Source organism: Streptosporangium brasiliense (assembly GCF_030811595.1).
GTDB lineage: Bacteria > Actinomycetota > Actinomycetes > Streptosporangiales > Streptosporangiaceae > Streptosporangium > Streptosporangium brasiliense.
In genome coordinates this window covers 1,391,294-1,409,165 of sequence record NZ_JAUSRB010000001.1, presented here as the reverse complement: position 1 = coordinate 1,409,165, position 17,872 = coordinate 1,391,294, and the positions used below count along the sequence as shown (strand labels likewise).

Here is a 17,872-nt window from a genome sequence, read left to right as displayed (position 1 = left end):
CATGACCTCACTGCCCGAAAAGCGCCGCCGCGCGGCACTCCCCGCGGCCCCGGCCCGGCGGATCGTGGTGCTCGCCCTGCTGGCCCTGGCGGTCGCCGCGTGCGCCAGCGGGAAGGCCACCGGGGGCGCCGGCGCCTCGCCGGCCGTCGGCGGCGACGGGGTGAAGACCGGGCCCGGCGTCACCGCCGACAAGATCACGGTGGCCGCCATGACCGATCTCACCGGCCCCTACGCCTCCTTCGGCAAGAGCCTGACCCAGGCGCAGCAGCTCTACTTCGAGCAGGTCAACGCGGCCGGCGGGGTGTGCGGCCGGCAGATCGAGGCCGTCGTGCGCGACCACGGCTACGACGCGCAGAAGGCCGTGGCGGCCTACACCGAGATCGCCCCCAGGTCAGCGGCGATCGCCCACTTCATCGGCTCCCCCATGGTGATGGCGCTCAAGCAGCGCATCGAGGCCGACCAGCTGCTCACCATCCCGATGGCCTGGGCCACCGGGCTGCTCGGCGGCAAGGCCATCCAGGTGACCGCCACCACCTACGACATCGACATGATCAACGGGGTCGACTTCCTGGTCAAGGAGAAGGGCGTCAGGTCCGGAGACAAGATCGGCCACCTCTACTTCGAGGGAGACTACGGCGAGAGCGCGCTGAACGGCTCCAAGTACGCCGCCGAGAAGCTCGGCCTGACGGTCGTCGAGCAGAAGATCAAGGCGACCGACCAGGACATGAGCGCCCAGGTGGCCGCCTTCAAGGCCGAGGGGGTCAAGGCCGTGCTGGTCTCGGTCGGCCCCAAGCAGTCGGCCTCGCTCGTCGGCGTCTCGCTGGCCAAGGGCATGGACGTGCCGTTCGTCGGCAGCAACTCGGCCTACTCCCCGCAGCTGCTGCCCACCCCGGCGGGCCCCGCCCTGCTGAAGGACTTCTACGTCATGACCGGCGGCGCTCCGATCAGCTCGCCGCTGCCGGCCATGAAGAAGCTGGCCGCCGACTACACGGCGAAGTATCCCGGCGAGACCATCGACAGCGGCGTCGCCACGGGCTACGCGGCGGCGGCGATCGTCGGCGACGCCCTCAGGAAGGCCTGCCAGGGCAAGGACCTGAGCCGTGCCGCCATCGTCGCCGCGCACCGCAGCCAGTCGTCCTGGGGCGGCGACTACGGCACGGTCATGGACTTCACCATGTTCGACAGGCCCGCGGCCCGGGCGTCCTTCGTCGTCAAACCGGACAAGGCCGCACTCGGCGGCGCCGTGGTCCTCAAGGAGGCGGCGGTCTCCGACCTGGCCAGGGACTACACGGTGCCGGTCGGCTGATCGCCGGTCCCCGGCAGGGCCCGCACCCCCTAAAGTTGGGGGATGCGGGCCCTGTCGGCGGCAAGTAGTGTGTGAAATACCACACACCTTCGCTCCCGGGGACACGATGACCGAGAAGCTCAACACCGGCAGCCACGACCTGCCGATCTCCGACGCCCTCGCCGCGTTCATGGCGACCGGCTGGGCCGACACCCACCGCGACGACCTGACCGCGCTGCCGCTGGCCACCTACACCGCCAAGCGGCGCGCCGCGCTCGCCGCGCGCTTCCCCGGCGAGCGGCTCGTCATCCCCTCCGGCACGCTCAAGGCCCGCAGCAACGACAGCGACTACCGCTTCCGGCCGCACAGCGCGTTCACCTATCTCACCGGTGACCAGGAGCCGGGCAACGTGCTGGTCATCGAGCCGTCCGGGGCGGCGACGCTGTTCCTGCGGCCGCGCTCGCCGCGCTCGGCGCCAGGGACGGCCGGACAGGAGTTCTACCGGGACCGCCGCTACGGCGAGTTCTGGGTGGGCCGCCGCCCCGACCTGGCCGAGGCCGAGTCGCTCTACCTGATCGACTGCGCGGCCGTGGACAGGCTGGACGGCGCGCTCGGCGGGCCCGCACGGGTGCTGCGCGGGGTGGACGCCTCGGTGGACGCCCGGGTCTCCCCGCACGACGGGGACGGCGAGCTGGAGACGTTCCTGTCCGAGATGCGGCTGATCAAGGACGAGTGGGAGATCGCCGAGCTGCAGTTCTCGGTGGACGCGACCGCCCGCGGGTTCGAGGACGTGGTGCGGGCGCTGCCCGCGGCCCTGGCCCACCGGCGCGGCGAGCGCTACCTGGAGGGGGTCTTCGGCCTGCGCTCCCGGCTGGAGGGCAACGCGGTCGGCTACGACAGCATCGTGGCCTCCGGCGCCCACGCGTGCGTGCTGCACTGGATCCGCAACGACGGCCGGCTGAACGAGAACGACCTGCTGCTGCTGGACGCGGGGGTGGAGACCGACAACCTCTACACCGCCGACATCACCAGGACCCTGCCGCTGTCGGGACGCTTCAGCCCGATCCAGCGCCAGGTCTACGAGCTGGTCTACGAGGCCCAGAGCGCGGCCATCGCCGTCCTGCGCCCCGGAGCGAGGTTCCGCGACTTCCACCAGACGGCCATGCGGGTCATCGCCGAGGGACTGCGCGACTGGGGTGTGCTGAAGATCAGCGCGGACGAGGCGATGGAGCCCGACAGCGGCCTGTACCGCCGCTACACCCTGTGCAGCAGCGGCCACATGCTCGGCATGGACGTGCACGACTGCGCCAAGGCCCGCTCGGAGGTCTATCTCGACGGCGTGCTGGAGGAGGGCCAGGTGCTGACCGTCGAGCCCGGCCTCTACCTCCAGCCGGACGACCTGACGCTCCCGCCGGAGCTGCGCGGCATCGGCGTGCGCATCGAGGACGACCTCGTCGTGACCGCCGACGGCGCCCGCCTGATGTCGGCCGGGCTGCCCCGCCACCCCGACGAGATCGAGGGCTGGATGAGCGCGATCTCCAGCTGACCGCGGCGCCCGGCCGCGCTCCGCCGCGTCCGGCGGCGGCGCCGTACCGCGCGCCCGATCCCCATGACCACCTGCGGAAAGTGTGAGGCCCTGACAAGATGTGATCTGGGCCTCATCCCTTTTCATCAAATTACCCAGGAGCCATCGACTTACTGGACTACCCGTCAGTAGGGTGACTGATCCATGGTCGGAGTCGCGAGCCCCGAGGTGGTCATGGCACAACGGACGGCGCACTGATGGCGGTCGGCGGGCAGGACGGGGTCACCGGTTACCTCGCCCGCAGGAGCACGGACATGCTGGGCCGGGTCGGCGACATGTCGGTGATCGCGCTCGAGGGCTTCCGCCGCACCTGGGACGTCCGGACCTGGTTCTGGGAATACGTCCAGCAGTGCTGGTTCCTCGCCCGTGTCACCAGTCTGCCCGTCCTGCTCGTCTCCCTCCCCCTGGGCGCGACCGTCGCCCTCCAGGTGGGCCAGCTGGCCTGGCAGCTGGGCGCCTCCTCGGCCACCGGCGGCGCCGTGGTGGTCGGCCTGGTCCGCGAAGTCGCCCCGATGGCCTCGGCCCTGCTCATCGCGGGCGCCGGAGGCTCGGCCATGACCTCAGACATCGGCGCCCGCAACATCCGCGACGAGCTGGCCGCCATGGAGGTGATGGCGGTCAACCCGGTCCACCGCCTGGTCACCCCCCGGCTGTGGGCGGCGAGCACGGTGGCCGTGCTGCTCGTGCCGCTGGTCATCGTGGCCGGGGCGGGCGGCGGCTACTTCTTCAACGTCGTCATCCAGGGCGTCACCCCCGGCGCCTACTTCGACGGCGCGGTGTCCCTGCTGGTCACCAGTGACCTGCTGGTCACCCTGTTCAAAGCGTGGATCTTCGGCTTCATCGCGGCGATCATGTCGTGCTACTTCGGCATGACCTGCCAGACCAGCCCGGTCGGCGTGGGACGCGCGGTGAACCAGTCCACGGTCGTCACGTTCATGCTGGTGTTCGCGGTCAACTACGTGGTCACCATGATCTACTTCCTCGCCTACCCGCCCAGGCCCCTGTGATGGCGACGATCCCGGGCGCGCGCACCGCCGGATTCCGCGCCTACGGCGTGCTGCGCGACCTCGCGGACCGCCTGGCCTCGCTGTCGGACTGGCCGCTGTTCCTGTGGAAGGTCGTCTTCTACTCGCTGCGGGACATCGTCTTCCGGATGAAGTTCACCAAGGTCGTGCTCCGTCAGGTCAGCGACGTGGTGGTGGGCGTCGGCGCGACCGTCATCGGCGGCGGCATGGTCTTCGTGGCCTTCACCATGGCCTTCGCGGTCGGCGCCACCGTCGGCCTGCAGGGCTACCAGGGTCTGCAGGCGATCGGCGCCGAGTCCTTCATCGGCCTGGTGGGCAGCTTCGCCAACGTCCGGGAGATCACCCCGATCATCGCGGCGGTCGCGCTCGCGGCGCAGGTCGGCTCGTCCTTCACCGCCGAGCTGGGCGCGATGCGGATCTCCGAGGAGATCGACGCGCTGGAGGTGATGGCCATCAACGCCTTCACCTACCTGATCTGCACCCGGGTGGTGGCCGCGCTGATCGCGCTGGTCCCGGTCTATCTGATCGCCCTGTTCGCCAGCTTCTTCGCCACCCGGCTGATGTGCACGGTCCTGTTCGGCATGTCGCCGGGCGTCTACGACTACTACTTCTACCTCGGCCTGCCGCTGATCGACATCGTCTACAGCGTGATCAAGGTGATCGTCTTCGCCTTCGCCGTCATCAGCATCCACTGCTACTACGGGTTCAACGCCACCGGGGGCCCGGTCGGCGTGGGGACCGCGGCCGGGCGGGCGATCCGCCAGTCGATCGTCACCGTCATCCTCCTCAACCTGCTGCTGTCCTACCTGTTCTGGGGCAACGGCAGCGGCGTGAAGCTGACGGGGTGAGCGGCGATGGCGCGCGGTGAAGTCCCCCTGCCGGTCCGGCTGGCGATCTCGCTCGGCGTGGTGCTCGCGCTCGTCCTGGCCCTCCTCCTCGTCATCCGGGCCGCGGCGCAGGTGAGCGGCATGCGCGTGACCGCCGTGTTCACCCACGCCGGGCAGGGGCTGGACCCCAACTCCCCCGTCAAGATCCGCGGCATCACGGTGGGCGGGGTCAGCTCCGTCACCCTCGACCCCGAGGGCCGGGCCGTGGTCGCCATGCACGTGGAGCCCGGGGTCAAGGTGCCCGAGACCGTCACCGCCGCGATCGAGCCGACCTCGGTCTTCGGCCCCAAGTTCGTCAACCTCGTCCTCGGCTCCGGCGAGACGGGCGGCCCCTACCTGGACAGCGGCGCCGTCATCACCAGGACGGAGGCGCCCAAGGACCTGTCGGACTCCCTCACCGACGCCTACGAGGGGCTGGGCGCGGTGGACCCCAAGGACATCACGACCATCGTGCACACCCTGGGCCGCGGCCTGGACGGCAAGGGCCCGCAGATCGCGGAGATCGTCGACGACACCGGGAAGATCGTCGAGGTGGCCCACCGGCGCCGCGGCGAGTTCCGGCGGTTCATCGGCGACGCCGGGGCGCTGAGCGCCGCGCTGTCCGACAAGGGCGACGAGCTGGTGGCGATCTCCTCCGACCTCAACGTGATCACCCCGGACCTGCTGAAGCGGGCCGACAAGGTCCGCGCGCTGCTGCGGGAGTTCGACGAGATCTCGCACCTGAGCGCGCACGGCCTGCGCAAGCACCGCAAGGACCTCAAGGCCGCGGTGAATGCCGGGGAGCGCGCGGCCGCGCTGCTCTACGCGCAGCTCGGCATCGCGGGCGACGGGGTGCGCGGGCTGAACCAGATCCTCACCGTGCTGAACGACCTGGTCTCGGGTGAGGGTCCGGGCGGCGCCAACCAGATCAAGATGGAGGCCTTCGTCGCGACCGACATCTGCGAGCTGTTCGTCGGCGCCTGCGGCCCCACGAACGGCAGGTGAGCCCTTTGGCCCGGTCGAGAGAGCAGATCCAGCGCCGCTGGACGCTCGCCAAGTTCGTCCTCTTCCTGCTCGTGACGGGCACCCTGACCGTCCTGATCGGTGCCCAGATCGCCCGGGTGAGCCTCGGCGACACCTACCGCCTCGTGGCCACCTTCGACGACGTCTCCGGGCTGCACGAGGGCGACCAGGTGAAGATCGCGGGCGCGCCGGTCGGCCAGGTCGAGTCGATCGAGGTGGTCGACGGCCGGGCCGAGGTCGTGCTCGGCGTGCAGGCGGCGGTCAAGGTGCCCTCCGACAGCTCGGCGGCGGTCCGGTGGCGCAACACGATCGGCCAGCGGGTGGTCTACCTGGAGCCGGGCACCGCCCCGGACATGCTGGGCGACGGGGCCCGCGTGAAGCTGACGAGCTCGGTGGTGGACATCGGCGAGCTGGTCAGCGACCTCGGCCCGCTCACCCGGAGCCTGGACCCCGACCAGATCAACCAACTGCTGACCGCGGCCGGCGAGGCGCTGGACGGCAACCAGGAGAACATCCCCGAACTGGTCGACAACCTCAACGACCTGACCACCACGGTCGCCGAACGCAAGAAGATCATCAAGGGGCTGCTGGAGGACTACGCCACGGTGACCGGCGTGGTCGCCCGCAGGGACCGGCAGATCTCCCGGCTGGTGGACAACCTGGTCGCGCTGACCGGCGCGTTCGCCCGGAACCGCGAGCTGGTCGACGACGCCCTGGTGGAGCTGTCCGCCACGGTCAGGGTCAACGACCAGGTGCTCGGCCGCAACTCCCGGGAGTTCGGCCGGATGGTCGACAGCATGACCCGGCTCACCGGCGGCATCCGGCGCAACATCAGCAGCGTGGAGAAGGTGCTCAACACCATCACCCCGCCGCTGCGGCGCTCGTTCCAGGTGACCGGCCGGGGCCACTTCGTCACCACGGCGGTGCCCTGCCTGGCGCTGGGCCCCCTGCCCTGTCCCTATCCGATGAGCAGTCCCCCGCCGCTGCGCGGCAGTCTCAAGCTCACCAGCACGGGGAACCTGCGGCGAGTGCTGGTGGGGCCCTGATGGCGCTGAAGTCGTTCCGCGACCGCAACAAGACCGTCGTCGGCCTGGTGTCGATGACGACCCTCGCCGCCGTCCTGGTCGCCACCTTCCTCGTCGGCAACCTCGGACTGCTGGAGGGCGGCTACACGATGTCGGCGGTGCTGCCCGACTCCGCCGGCCTGCGCTCCGGCAACGACGTGCGCGTGGCGGGCGTCCCGGTCGGCAAGGTCACCGAGGTCCGCGCCGACTACGGCCAGGGACACGTCGTGGTGACCTGGAAGGTGGACGACGGGATCAGGCTCGGCCCGCAGACCCGGGCCGAGATCACCCTGTCGAACCTGCTGGGCGGCCGCTACGTCAAGCTCACCGGACCGGTCACCCGCCCCTACATGGACGAACTGCCCGAGGAGAGACGGCGGATCCCGATGTCGCGGACCAGCACCCCCGTGCTGGTCACCGACGCGCTCAAGGACGCCACCCGGCTGGTGCAGAGGCTCGACACCGACTCGGTCGACAAGCTCCTGACGGAGCTGGCCGAGCTCAGACCCGCCCGCAAGGGCAGGGTCAGCAAGCTGCTGGACAACATCGGCGAGCTGTCGGAGATCATCAGCGAGAGCGAGCCGCAGCTGCGGAGGCTGCTGGACAACGGCAACAAGATCATGGACGTACTGGAGACAAAGGACGCGCAGCTCGGCCGGCTGATCGACTCGATCGAGATCATGCTCGACGAGCTGCGGCGCCGCCGCGACGAGCTGAAGTCCCTGCTCGGCGACGGCAGCGACCTGGTCAACAGCATCACCACACTGGTCACCGAGCACGAGAAGAACCTGATCGCGGTGGTCGACGACATGACCGCGATCGGCAACCGGCTCGACTCCACCAGCGGCAAGGCGCTCAACTCCGTCCTCGCCTGGGTCGGGCCCACCTTCTCCGGGCTGGCCACCGCCGGGGGCCAGGGCCCGTGGGTGGAGGCCATCGCCACCGGGCTCGGCCCGATCAACCCCGAGGTGCTCGGCGCCATCCGCAAGGACAGGAACAGCCGATGACACGCCGCAGACCGCGAGGGACGGGCCGCGCACACCGCGCGCCCGGGAGCGGAGCGACCCGGATGACACATGGACCGGCGGGGACGGGCCGCGCGCCCGGGAGCCGACACCCCCTGAGGAGAACGGCCGCGGCGCTCCTCGCCGGGGTGCTGCTGCTGTCGGGGGGAGGCTGCTCGCTGCTGCCCGGCGGGGCGTCGCCGTACCGGCTGACGGCCTACTTCAGCGCGGCGCCCTCCCTGTACGAGCAGGCCAAGGTGAAGGTGCTGGGCCTGGACGCCGGGACGGTGGACAAGCTCACCGTCGAGGGTGACCGGGTCCGGGCGGATCTGATCATCGACGGGGAGGTGCCGCTGCCCGCCGGGGTCAAGGCGGTCGTGGCCGCACAGAACACGCTCGGCGAGCGGAACGTGGTGCTCCATCCGCCGTGGAAGCCCGGCCAGGCCAGGATCGCCCCCGGTGCGGTGATCCCGCTGGAGCGGACCGACCTGCCGGTGGAGATCGACGACGCCCTGGAGGCGTTCACCAAGCTCACCGACGCCCTCGACACCGACAAGATGGGCGAGGTGGCCGGGAACCTGGCCGACACGGTCAGGGGCCGGGGCGGCCAGATCAACCGGGCGCTGGCCGACGCCGCCTCGCTGACCCGCACCCTCTCCGGACAGGACCAGCAGCTCATCGAGCTGGCCGACGGCCTCAACCGGCTCGCCTCCAGCCTCAACCGGCGCGAGGGGCAGGTCAAGACGGCCATCGACGCCTTCGCCGAGGCCAGCGCCACCCTGGCCGACGAGCGCCGGCGCATGAAGCGCTTCATCACCGGCCTGGCGGAGTTCGTGCAGCGGGGAGACGTGCTGATCGAGGCCTACCAGGAGAGACTGCCCAAGGGCGTGGCCAACCTGGCCGAGCTGGTGCTGACCATGAAGGTCAACAGCGAGTCCGCGGCCGCGGCCATCGCCGGGGCCCGCGAGTTCGTCGACAACCTGATCCTGTCCTGGGACCGGGAACACCATGTGATCAAGATCCGCCTGGTGCTCAACGCGATGACCCGGGCCTGGCTGAGGCCGCTGTTCGAGGCACTGGGCCTGGGCAAGGTGCCGTGCCTGCCCGGAGAGCTGAGCAACTGTGCCGGGGAGAGGGCGAGGCGGTGAGCGCGGTACGGCGGGCCGGCCGCCGGGCGGACGGGAGCGGTGGGTGACCTGCGGGAAGGGAGGGCGCCGGATGAGGACGTGGACACGGCTGACCGCGGGGCTGGCCGGGCTCTGCCTGACGGCGGCGTGCACCCTGCAGACCGTCGGGGCGCCGACCGGCGAGCTGACCCTGACCGCGACCTTCGACGACGTGCAGAGCCTGGTGGCCGGGCACAGCGTGCAGATCTCCGACGTCCGGGTGGGCAGCGTGACCGACATCCGCCTGGAGGGATACCGCGCGAAGGTCACCATGTCCGTAGAGGACGGCGTCCGGGTGCCCGAGGGCACGAGCGCCGTCGTGGCCAAGACCTCGATCCTGGGTGAGAACTACGTCGAGCTGAAGCTGCCCGCGGGCAAGGACATGACGGGCGGGCCGTTCATGCGCAGCGGCTCGGCGATCGCCGAGACCTCGGTCGAACCGGACATCGAGCAGGTCACCGAGCGGGCCGGGCCACTGATCGACGCGCTCGGCGCCCAGGACGTGAACGCCGTCCTGGACGCGGCGGCCACCGGCCTCGGCGGCAAGGGGAAAGATCTCAACCGACTGCTCAGGCAGATCACCGAGGTCACCGCCGCCTACGCCGAGACCCGCCAGGACCTGGCCCGCACCATAGACGGCCTGGCCGAGCTCGGCGACGACCTCGCCAAGGGCAGCGGGGAGCTGGACCGGCTGCCCGGCACGCTCGCCGACGCCACCGCCCGGCTGAACCACGGCCGCAAGCACGTGAAGAAGACCCTCCAGGAGCTGACCGCGCTGGCCCGCGAGGTCAACCGCACCGTCTATCCCAGGCACGCCGCCCGGCTGCGCACCCTGTTACATGAGCTCGACGCGGTTTCCACCTCGATGGTCCGCGGTAAGGAAGACCTGAAGGTCCTGGTCAGCCGCATACAGCGGTTCATCGACCTGCCACCGATCGTGGTGAACGGCCAGCTGCTGACCTTCGTCTGGCTCAAGGGGCTGCTGCTGCCCAAGCCGAAGAAGAGCAGCGACCGGCCGCGTCCGCCCAACCCGGTGGACGACTTCCGCCTGCTGCTGGAGCCGCCACGATGAGGAACCGCATCTGGATCAACCTCGGTTTCTTCGCGGTGCTCGGCGTGGTGATGACCGTGTGGGCGTTCACCAGCATCATCAAGCTCGACGTCATCGAGCGGCCGTACCGGATCAACGCGGAGTTCCTGTCCTCCCCCGGTCTGGTGCGGGGCTTCGACGTGGCCTATCTCGGCGTCCGGATCGGCCGGATCGACGACGTGGCGCTGGCCCCGGGCAGGATCGTGGTGGGCCTGAGCATCAACCGCGACGTACGGCTGCCGCAGGGCGTCACCGCCGAGGTACGCCGCAAGTCCGCCATCGGCGAGCCGTACGTGGAGATCTCCCCGCCCGGCGCGGGAGCCGGCGGCGGCACCCTGGCCGCGGGCGCCACCATCCCGCTGGCCCGGACCTCGGTCCCGCTCGACTACAGGAAACTGTTCGACGGGGTCGGCAAGCTGCTGAACGCGGTGCCGCCGGAGGACGCCCGGACCATCGTGCACGAGCTGGCGACAGGACTGAACGGCCGGACGACCTCGATCCGCGAGATCGTGGACAACGCGCACGGCCTCACCGCGACCCTGGCCGACAACACCGACCTGCTGGACGATCTGTCGGTGGAGCTGACCCGGCTGACCGGCACGCTGGCGGGCAGGCGCGAGAAGCTGTCCCAGGGGGTGACCGACCTGGCCGGGGTGACCCGGTCGATCCGCGAGTCCCGCAGGCAGCTCTACGCCACTCTCGACCACGGCCCCGGCTTCTTCCGCCAGGTCGACGACCTGCTCAACACCGCCCGCCCCGGCCTGTCCTGCGCGCTGACCGCGGCGGGCATGAACCCCGGCGTGGTGTTCACCCCCCGGAACCGGGCGCACGTCAACCATCTGCTCCGGACCGTGCCCACCGCCCAGGCGCTCCTGGCCGACGTGGTCGACAGGCGGGCCGACGGGGCGTACGGCAGGACCACGTTCGTCCTGAGCGTCCCCGGCGGCCCCCGGGTGCCGCTGGAATACCGTGGCCCGCTGCCCCCGCCGAAGGTGCAGGCGCTGCGCTCCTGCCCGAAGGGCGCCCCGGTCAAGACGTCCACCAGGACCGACGACGACGAGGACCGCGGTCCGCACCCCACCGACGGCTCCTGGGCCGGCGACGGCCCGTCCGGTGAGACGACACCGACACCGCAGGAGAGCGACGGGCCGTCCGGCGTCCCCGACGCCGAGGACTCCGGCCCGGCCGCCACTCCCTCGGTGGGCGCCGACCGGGCCTCGGACTCCGCGGGCCAGGACCTCACCCCCTTCATCGCCGCGATCCTCTTCGCCGTCGCCGTCTCCGGCGGCGTGCTCGGCTGGATCGCCGTCGGCCGGGCGTCTCGCCGCCGTGAACAGGAGTAAGCAGATGAGCCCAGTCCCTCAGCAGCCCGAAGAGCTCCCTCAGGAAACGGGTTCAGGCCGCGGTGAGGTCCCCGAGGACGGCGGGGAGCCCACCCAGCCGGACCCCGCGGCCGTGCCCGCCACCGGCGCGGCGCCGGACCGGGCCACCCCGGACAAGGCCGTCCCCGACAATGCCGCCCCGGACAAGGCCGCCCCGGACAAGGCCGCCCCGGACGGAGCGGCGCCGGACCGGGCCGCCCCGGACCAGGCCGCCTCGGACAAGGCCGCCCCGGACCAGGTGACACCGGAAGGGGCGGCGCCCGAAGAGGCGGCCGGGAACGGGGAACGGGGCCGCCTCGCGGGGGCCGGGAGATGGCGCGGCAGGCTGGTGGGCGCGGTCGCGGCCATGGCGTTCGCGGCGACGGCGGCGACCGCCGTGCTCCAGTGGATGGCCGCCGACCGTCTGGCCGAGGAGAAGGCCGATCGCAGCGCGGTGTCCGCGCGGGCGGGCGAGTTCGCCGTGGCCCTGCAGACCTACGACTACTCCGACCTCCAGTCCTATCGCGACCAGGTCTTCGCCATCTCGGGCGAGGACTTCGAGAAGACCTACGACGAGGCTTTCAGCCCGCTGGAGGGCGTGATCACGTCGATGAAGGCCAACTCGTCCGCCTCGGTCCGGGGCGTCTACGTCGCGGAGGTCGCCGAGGGCCGGGCCAAGGCGATCACGGTCGTCGACTCCCAGGTCACGAGCACCGCGGGCACCCGGCGCATGCTCGGCACCTACATGGAGCTCGGCCTGATCAAGACCGGCGGCGAGTGGAAGGTCAACGACGCGACCGTGATGGGCGCGGCCGACGAGCTGGTCACCGACCCCAACGGCAAGGCCGTCGACGCGGCCCCCACCCCCGCCCCCTCCCCGAGCACCGGCAAGAAGGACGGATAGGGCTCCCGACGCGGCCCGCGGCGCCGCTGTGGTCTGTGGCGGACCGGGAGAGACCCGCGCGGTCCCTCCCGGGGGGCCCGTCGGCCAGGGACCGCCCCGTCGATCACGCGAAGGTCACTCCGGAGACTCTTCAGGTGAAGTTCGAGCTAGCGCAGGCTGCCGAACAGCTTGCTCGCCTCGGGCTGTTTCCAGACGATCCTGTTGGGGTCGCCGGGAGCCGGCTGCCAGGGCACCGCGAGGAACGTCGGCCGGCTCTCGCGGGCGCTTTCGGCGACGGCGACCATCGTTTCCAGGTCCATGTCGCTCTTCACGCTCCTGGTCGCCGCGGAGAGGAACGACCGGAGCCGGACGGGGTCGGTAAGTCCCTGCCTGGCCTTCCTCAGCATCGTCTGCATGAGCGCGACCTGGCGTTTGATCCGCTGGATGTCCGAGCCGTCGCCGTAGTAGCGCAGCCGCGCGTAGGCGAGCGCCTTCTCGCCGTCGAGCAGGCTCTTGCCGGCGGGGAGCGTCAGCTTGGCCTTGTGGTCGTTCACGGGCTTGGGCAGCCTGACCTCGACGCCGCCGAGGGCGTCGACCACCTCCTTGAACGCCTGGAAGTTGAACTCCATCGCGTGGTCGATCCGCACGTCGGTCAGCGTCTCGACCGTCTTGACGGTGCAGGCGAGGCCACCCTTGTCGAACGCCGAGTTGATCATGTCCTTCCGGGCCGGCATCGCTCCGCAGGCGGGGATCTGGACGATCGAGTCGCGCGGCAGGCTGACGAACGTGATCCGCTCCCGGTCCGCCGGCAGATGCGCCAGCAGGATGCTGTCGCTACGCGCGCCCCTGCGGAAGCGGGGGGTGCCGGCCTGGCTGTCGGTGCCGACAACGAGGATGTTCAGCGCTTCGGTCACCTTGACCGGTCTGGCTCCGGCCGGGGCGGCGCTCTCACCGGCGTTCAGCATCAGCGTGGGCACGGCCACGGCGGCCACGGTGGCGACGGCGGCGGCCAGGCCCATGACCGGCCGGCCCACCCGCAGGCGGGACCGGGCGGCCGGCAGGCGGTCGCCCTGGTGGACCGGCAGGCGGTTGCGCTGGCGGGCCAGGGTCGCCGGTGGCTGGTGCTCCAGCTCGGCGCCAAGGTCGCGCAGCATCTTCAGGTCGTCCATCGTCACGCCTCCTCGACCATCGGGTTGGTGTCGCCCAGCGCCGCCCGTACCTTCCGCCTGCCCCTGTTGAGGCGGGAGCGTACGGTGCCGACCGGGATTCCGAGTGCCTGCGCGACCTCCTCGTACGTCAGGTCGCCCCAGGCGATCAGCAGCAGCACGTCGCGGTCCTTGGCGGGCAGCGCCGCGAGCGCGCTGATCAGAGCGGGCCGGGCGGCCTGCGCGCTCACTCCGGCGGCCACCCGGTCGGCGGGCGAGTCCTCGTGGCCGTCCACGGGCGCCCGTGACAGAGCCCGGTAGCGGGCCGCCTCGGTGCGGCGCTGACGGGATATGAGCTTGGTGAGGATGCCGAAGAGCCAGGGCCGGGCGTCCGGGTAGGCCAGGTCATAGCTTCTGCGGCGGGAGAAGGCGACCAGGAACGTCTCGCCGACGAGGTCCTCGGCCGGCTCCGGGCCGAGCCGTTTGGCGACATACCGGTAGAGCATGCCGGAGTAGCGATCGAACAGCTCGGCGAACGCCTCCGGCTGGGTCCAGGAGGCGCTGACGAGGTCGGCGTCGCCGCCCCGGGTGGCGGGTTGTGTGATCATCTCCGCCCTTCTGTAGGGAAGTGGGTCAGGGATGTATCACCACAACCCACCACCCGGGTTCACGGCAGCTCACCACCCGGGTTCACGGCGGCGAGGCCCGCGGTGGGCGCCCCGTCCCCCTGGTGGTCCGCGACCACAGGCCGGCATGTGCGGGCTACGACTCCTGGGTGGAACGCGGCGCCCTCATGACGCCGGACTCCGACCCGGGCGTCTGACGCTGGACTCCGCCCCGGGCGTCGTCGCCCTCACCCGCCTGAGTGACTGGTCCAAGGGGTTCGGTGGTCGTGGGCGGTCAGAGTGGGCGGACGGCCGGCCCTCCGCCCTGGACGAGTGATGAGCTCGGTGCGTCTCACTCCTGGCGCAGGAAGGCAAGAGCCTGCTGGAGGTTGTGCTCGGCGATCTCCATCATGAAGTCGCGGTCGGGGAAGTCGCCGTCGAGGAGCCGCAGCGGTCCGGCGACGAGCGACAGGCGCAGCGCCAGCGTGTAGAAGGTCAGGCGCTGCTCGTCGAGGCCGCTCCTGCGCAGCCACCGGTAGTGCTCACCGAAGCGGAGCCGCAAGAACGCGTGTTCCCACTCGACGTCGAAGAACATCAGGCCCTCGATGTCGATGAGGACGGGGTTCCCGTGCCGGTCCACCAGCACGTGATCCGGCCCTAGCTCGCCGTGGATGAGCCCGTACTCCGAGCGTGGGCGCACCGTGGCGGCCAGTCCGCGGACCACGTCCTCCAGGCGGTCGCGGGTGTCCGCGATCCGCGTGTCGCGCGAGGCGGCTTCGGCGAGGTCGTCGAGGGCGCGGTCGAGGACGACCTGCTCGCACGAGTATCCCTGGGAGACGCCGCCGTCATCGATCAGAGCGACTTTGCCGAAGCCCGGTCCCTGATGCCGCTGCATCACGTCGAGCGCGTCGGCAAGCCGTGACAGAGGCGCCTTCATGCCGTGCGGGTCTTGTTGGAGCAATGCCTCCAGCGTTGCACCGGGCACGTCCTCGACCACTGCGATGTCCGCCGGGTAGTGGCTTCTGCTCCGGTCGGCCAGATGGATCCGCGGGGTGCGGATCCCCAGGGCGTCCAGGCGCCGGTGCGCGGCCTCGAACAGGTCGATGCCAGAGGCGTGCGAGAACGGATCCGCGTGGTTCTCGGTCTCATCGATCCGCGTGGCGGGCCAGTAGTTCTCGGCGTCGTCCCAGATGTAGACGATCACGGTGGAATCATTGTCGAAGGTGAGGCGGTACACGCCTTTCTTGCTACCGCCGCGGAGCCGTGAGACGCCGGTCAGGCGATGTCCGGCGCCCAGAGCCGCGCGTGCGACTCCCGCCAGGTGATCAACCGTGACGACCCTGCGTGACACGCCCACGATCCGCTCCCCACGTATTGGCTGGAAGCCTCTGTCGGAGGAGGACAGGGAACCGTCCCTCAGGCGACCACCGCATGAGCGACTGATCCTAGGCGATGCCTGGGCCGGCCCGCGAGGTGAGACTCAGCGGGCCGGGCGGCACCGGGCGGGGCGAGCCGGAGGAGTGCTAGGCCAGGTGGGGGGTGAAAGTCCCGGAGCTGCCGAGGGCGAGCATGACGGCCAGCACCCCGAGCAGGCTCCCCATGGTGATCCGCTGGGCCCGCAGCCAGGACGGACGGTGGGTGAGAAAGCCCGCGACGGCCCCGGCGGCCAGCACGATCGACAGGTTCACCGAGACGGCCACCATGATCTGGAAGCCGCCGAGGATGATGCCCTGGAGCAGCACGTCGCCTCTGTCGAGGTCGACGAACTGGGGAATGATCGAGATGTACAGGATGGCGATCTTCGGGTTGAGCAGGTTCGTCATCAGCCCCATGGTGAAAAGCCGCCGCGGGGAGTCGGCGGGCACGTCCTGAACGGTGAAGACCGATACGCCGCCGGGTCTGATGGTTCTCCAGGCGAGCCACAGCAGATAGAGCGCCCCGATGATCCTGATGGCGGCGAGGAGCTCCGGCACAGCGGCGAACAGCACCGCGAGGCCCAGATTCGCACCCACCAGATAGACCAGGAATCCGGCTGCGACTCCGCCCAGGGAGATGATCCCGGCCCGGCGCCCCTGGCTGATGCTTCTCGACACCAGATACATCATGTTCGGGCCCGGGGACAGCACCATGCCCAGCGCGACCGACACCACACCGAGCAGCGCGCTCTGTTCGACCATTGCCACCGTCCACCTTCCGCGCTCGAGCCCCGAGGTCGTCGCAGGCCCGGGTAACCGTTCCGGGGGCGCCGATTGCGCCGACATGCCGAAGCTATCTCCTCAATTCATTTCAGTGCAATATTAGAAATTGCACTCGGAGCAATTTTATGCTTGAATTCTGCCGAGGAGGAGACGGCCATGGATGACTACCGGCGGGTGGCTGACGAGGTGGCGGCGGACATCGCGGCCGGGCGGCTGCGGCCGGGCGACCGCCTGCCGCCGCAGCGGGAGTTCGCGCGGCAGCGCACCATCGCCAACTCCACCGCCGCCCGCGTCTACAAGGAGCTCGTCCGCCGCGGCCTGACGGTCGGCGAGGTCGGACGCGGCACGTTCGTCAGGGCCGCCGCTCCACGCCCCGACCCCGCCCTCGCCGAACCGGCCGACAGCAGGGTCGATCTGGAGCTCAACTACGCCTTCGTGCCCGAGCAGGCGAGTCTTCAGGCGGCGAGCATCGGTTCCCTGCTCCGCCCCGACGTGCTGGAGTCGTCCATGCGTCCGGTGGGCGCGGCGGGGACGCTCCCGGCGCGCAGCCGCGTCGCCGAGCTGCTCGCGCGCGGGCACTGGCGGCCGGACCAGGAGCGTGTCCTGTTCGCGGGCAACGGCCGTCAGGCGATCGCCGCCGCCATGGCCGCGCTGGCGCCCCCCGGAGCCAGGATCGGCGTGGAGGAGCTCACCTATCCCGTCGTCAAGGCGATCGCCGGCCGCCTCGGCGTCACTCTCGTGCCGCTGGCCGTCGACGCGGCCGGAGTGGTCCCCGAGGCCGTCGAGGCCGCCACGCGCAAGACCCCGCTCGCCTCCATCTACCTCCAGCCGACGCTGCACAACCCGCTGTCGCTGACCATGCCCGTGGAGCGCCGGGCCGAGCTCGCGGACCTGCTGGAGCGGCTGGACCTCCACGCGATCGAGGACACGATCTGGTCCTTCCTCCGCCCCGACCTCCCGCCCCTCGCCGCGCTGGCCCCCGAACGGACCGTCCTCGTCGACAGCCTCTCCAAGCGGCTCGCTCCCGGCCTGACGCTCGGATTCGCCGTCGTCCCCGAGGCCCTCGGCGCGAACGTCTCGACCGCCCTGCGCTCCGGCGGCTGGACGCCGATGCGTTTCGCGCTGGACGCCGCGACCCGGTGGCTGAGCGACGGCGTCGTCGACACGGTGGCCCGCGCCAAGCAGCGGGAGGCCACCGCCCGCCAGGAGCTCGTCGCCCGGCATCTGGGGGAGTTCGCGGTGCACAGCGATCCCCACTCCTTCTACTGCTGGTGGGAGCTCCCGCCGCCGTGGCGGGCCGACACCTTCGTCGCCGCCGCCGCACGCCAGGGCATCGCGGTCACTCCTGCGGCGGCTTTCGCCGTCGGCCACTACCGCGCCCCGAACGCCATCCGCCTCGGCCTCGCCTCCCCGCCCACCGAAACCCTCGCGCGGGCCCTGGCCACGCTCGCCGGTCTCGCCCGCTCGACGCCGGACGACCTGATCGCCGAGTGACGGACGGGAACGAGGGAAGGTCCCATGGCGAGGTCCGCCTGCCCGGAGCGGGAGCAACTCGGCGTCGGCGCCGGGCCC

At 71.0% G+C, this 17,872-nt stretch carries 16 protein-coding genes; 12 read left to right on the top strand and 4 right to left on the bottom strand.

The genetic code is table 11. The features are described from left to right. Nucleotide 1: 1 nt before the first annotated feature. The 11 genes from J2S55_RS06280 (at nucleotide 2) to J2S55_RS06230 (ending at nucleotide 12,373) form a co-directional block, all read left to right on the top strand. Complete coding sequence (locus J2S55_RS06280; RefSeq protein WP_306857982.1) at nucleotides 2-1,306, top strand: ABC transporter substrate-binding protein; 1,305 nt, start codon at nucleotides 2-4, stop codon at nucleotides 1,304-1,306. Between the two features lie 106 nt (nucleotides 1,307-1,412). Then, nucleotides 1,413-2,831, top strand: coding sequence for an aminopeptidase P family protein (locus J2S55_RS06275; RefSeq protein WP_306857980.1), 1,419 nt, complete (start codon nucleotides 1,413-1,415; stop codon nucleotides 2,829-2,831). Between the two features lie 236 nt (nucleotides 2,832-3,067). Continuing rightward, nucleotides 3,068-3,877: an MlaE family ABC transporter permease gene (locus tag J2S55_RS06270; RefSeq protein ID WP_306857978.1), complete on the top strand. Its 810-nt coding sequence runs from the start codon at nucleotides 3,068-3,070 to the stop codon at nucleotides 3,875-3,877. Beyond that, nucleotides 3,877-4,743: an ABC transporter permease gene (locus J2S55_RS06265; protein ID WP_306857977.1), complete on the top strand. Its 867-nt coding sequence runs from the start codon at nucleotides 3,877-3,879 to the stop codon at nucleotides 4,741-4,743. Before J2S55_RS06270 ends, J2S55_RS06265 begins: the two co-directional genes overlap by 1 nt. Nucleotides 4,744-4,749: 6 nt before the next feature. Continuing rightward, nucleotides 4,750-5,766, top strand: a complete 1,017-nt coding sequence (locus J2S55_RS06260; RefSeq protein ID WP_306857975.1) for an MlaD family protein — start codon at nucleotides 4,750-4,752, stop codon at nucleotides 5,764-5,766. Further along, complete coding sequence (locus J2S55_RS06255; RefSeq protein WP_306857973.1) at nucleotides 5,763-6,830, top strand: MCE family protein; 1,068 nt, start codon at nucleotides 5,763-5,765, stop codon at nucleotides 6,828-6,830. Before J2S55_RS06260 ends, J2S55_RS06255 begins: the two co-directional genes overlap by 4 nt. Beyond that, the gene (locus tag J2S55_RS06250) at nucleotides 6,830-7,855 is read left to right on the top strand and encodes an MlaD family protein (RefSeq protein ID WP_306857971.1); all 1,026 of its coding nucleotides are present in this window, start codon (nucleotides 6,830-6,832) and stop codon (nucleotides 7,853-7,855) included. The genes J2S55_RS06255 and J2S55_RS06250 overlap by 1 nt, the downstream gene beginning before the upstream one ends. A 62-nt stretch (nucleotides 7,856-7,917) precedes the next feature. Then, nucleotides 7,918-9,000 carry an MCE family protein gene (locus tag J2S55_RS06245; RefSeq protein ID WP_306857969.1) on the top strand — a complete coding sequence of 361 codons (1,083 nt, stop codon included), beginning with the start codon at nucleotides 7,918-7,920 and terminating at the stop codon, nucleotides 8,998-9,000. Between the two features lie 70 nt (nucleotides 9,001-9,070). Further along, nucleotides 9,071-10,090, top strand: a complete 1,020-nt coding sequence (locus tag J2S55_RS06240; RefSeq protein ID WP_306857968.1) for an MCE family protein — start codon at nucleotides 9,071-9,073, stop codon at nucleotides 10,088-10,090. Continuing rightward, a complete protein-coding gene (locus tag J2S55_RS06235; RefSeq protein WP_306857966.1) occupies nucleotides 10,087-11,451 on the top strand; it encodes an MCE family protein in 1,365 nt (454 codons plus the stop codon). Before J2S55_RS06240 ends, J2S55_RS06235 begins: the two co-directional genes overlap by 4 nt. A 4-nt stretch (nucleotides 11,452-11,455) precedes the next feature. Beyond that, entirely contained in the window at nucleotides 11,456-12,373 is a 918-nt protein-coding gene (locus J2S55_RS06230; RefSeq protein WP_306857965.1) for a hypothetical protein, read from the top strand. Between the two features lie 146 nt (nucleotides 12,374-12,519). Here the strand turns inward: J2S55_RS06230 and J2S55_RS06225 are convergent, their stop codons facing one another. The 4 genes from J2S55_RS06225 to J2S55_RS06210 form a co-directional block, all read right to left on the bottom strand. After that, nucleotides 12,520-13,521, bottom strand: coding sequence for an LCP family protein (locus tag J2S55_RS06225; RefSeq protein ID WP_306857963.1), 1,002 nt, complete (start codon nucleotides 13,519-13,521; stop codon nucleotides 12,520-12,522). A 2-nt stretch (nucleotides 13,522-13,523) separates the two neighbouring features. After that, on the bottom strand, nucleotides 13,524-14,105 hold the full coding sequence (locus J2S55_RS06220) for an RNA polymerase sigma factor (protein ID WP_306857962.1): 582 nt from the start codon (nucleotides 14,103-14,105) through the stop codon (nucleotides 13,524-13,526). Nucleotides 14,106-14,454: 349 nt separating this feature from the next. After that, entirely contained in the window at nucleotides 14,455-15,339 is an 885-nt protein-coding gene (locus J2S55_RS06215) for a phosphotransferase family protein (RefSeq protein WP_306857959.1), read from the bottom strand. Nucleotides 15,340-15,625: 286 nt separating this feature from the next. Beyond that, on the bottom strand, nucleotides 15,626-16,279 hold the full coding sequence (locus tag J2S55_RS06210; RefSeq protein ID WP_306858570.1) for a LysE family translocator: 654 nt from the start codon (nucleotides 16,277-16,279) through the stop codon (nucleotides 15,626-15,628). 177 nt (nucleotides 16,280-16,456) lie between these two features. Here J2S55_RS06210 and J2S55_RS06205 point away from each other — a divergent pair, with 177 nt between their 5' ends. Continuing rightward, on the top strand, nucleotides 16,457-17,794 hold the full coding sequence (locus J2S55_RS06205) for an aminotransferase-like domain-containing protein (RefSeq protein WP_306857957.1): 1,338 nt from the start codon (nucleotides 16,457-16,459) through the stop codon (nucleotides 17,792-17,794). Nucleotides 17,795-17,872: the final 78 nt, after the last annotated feature.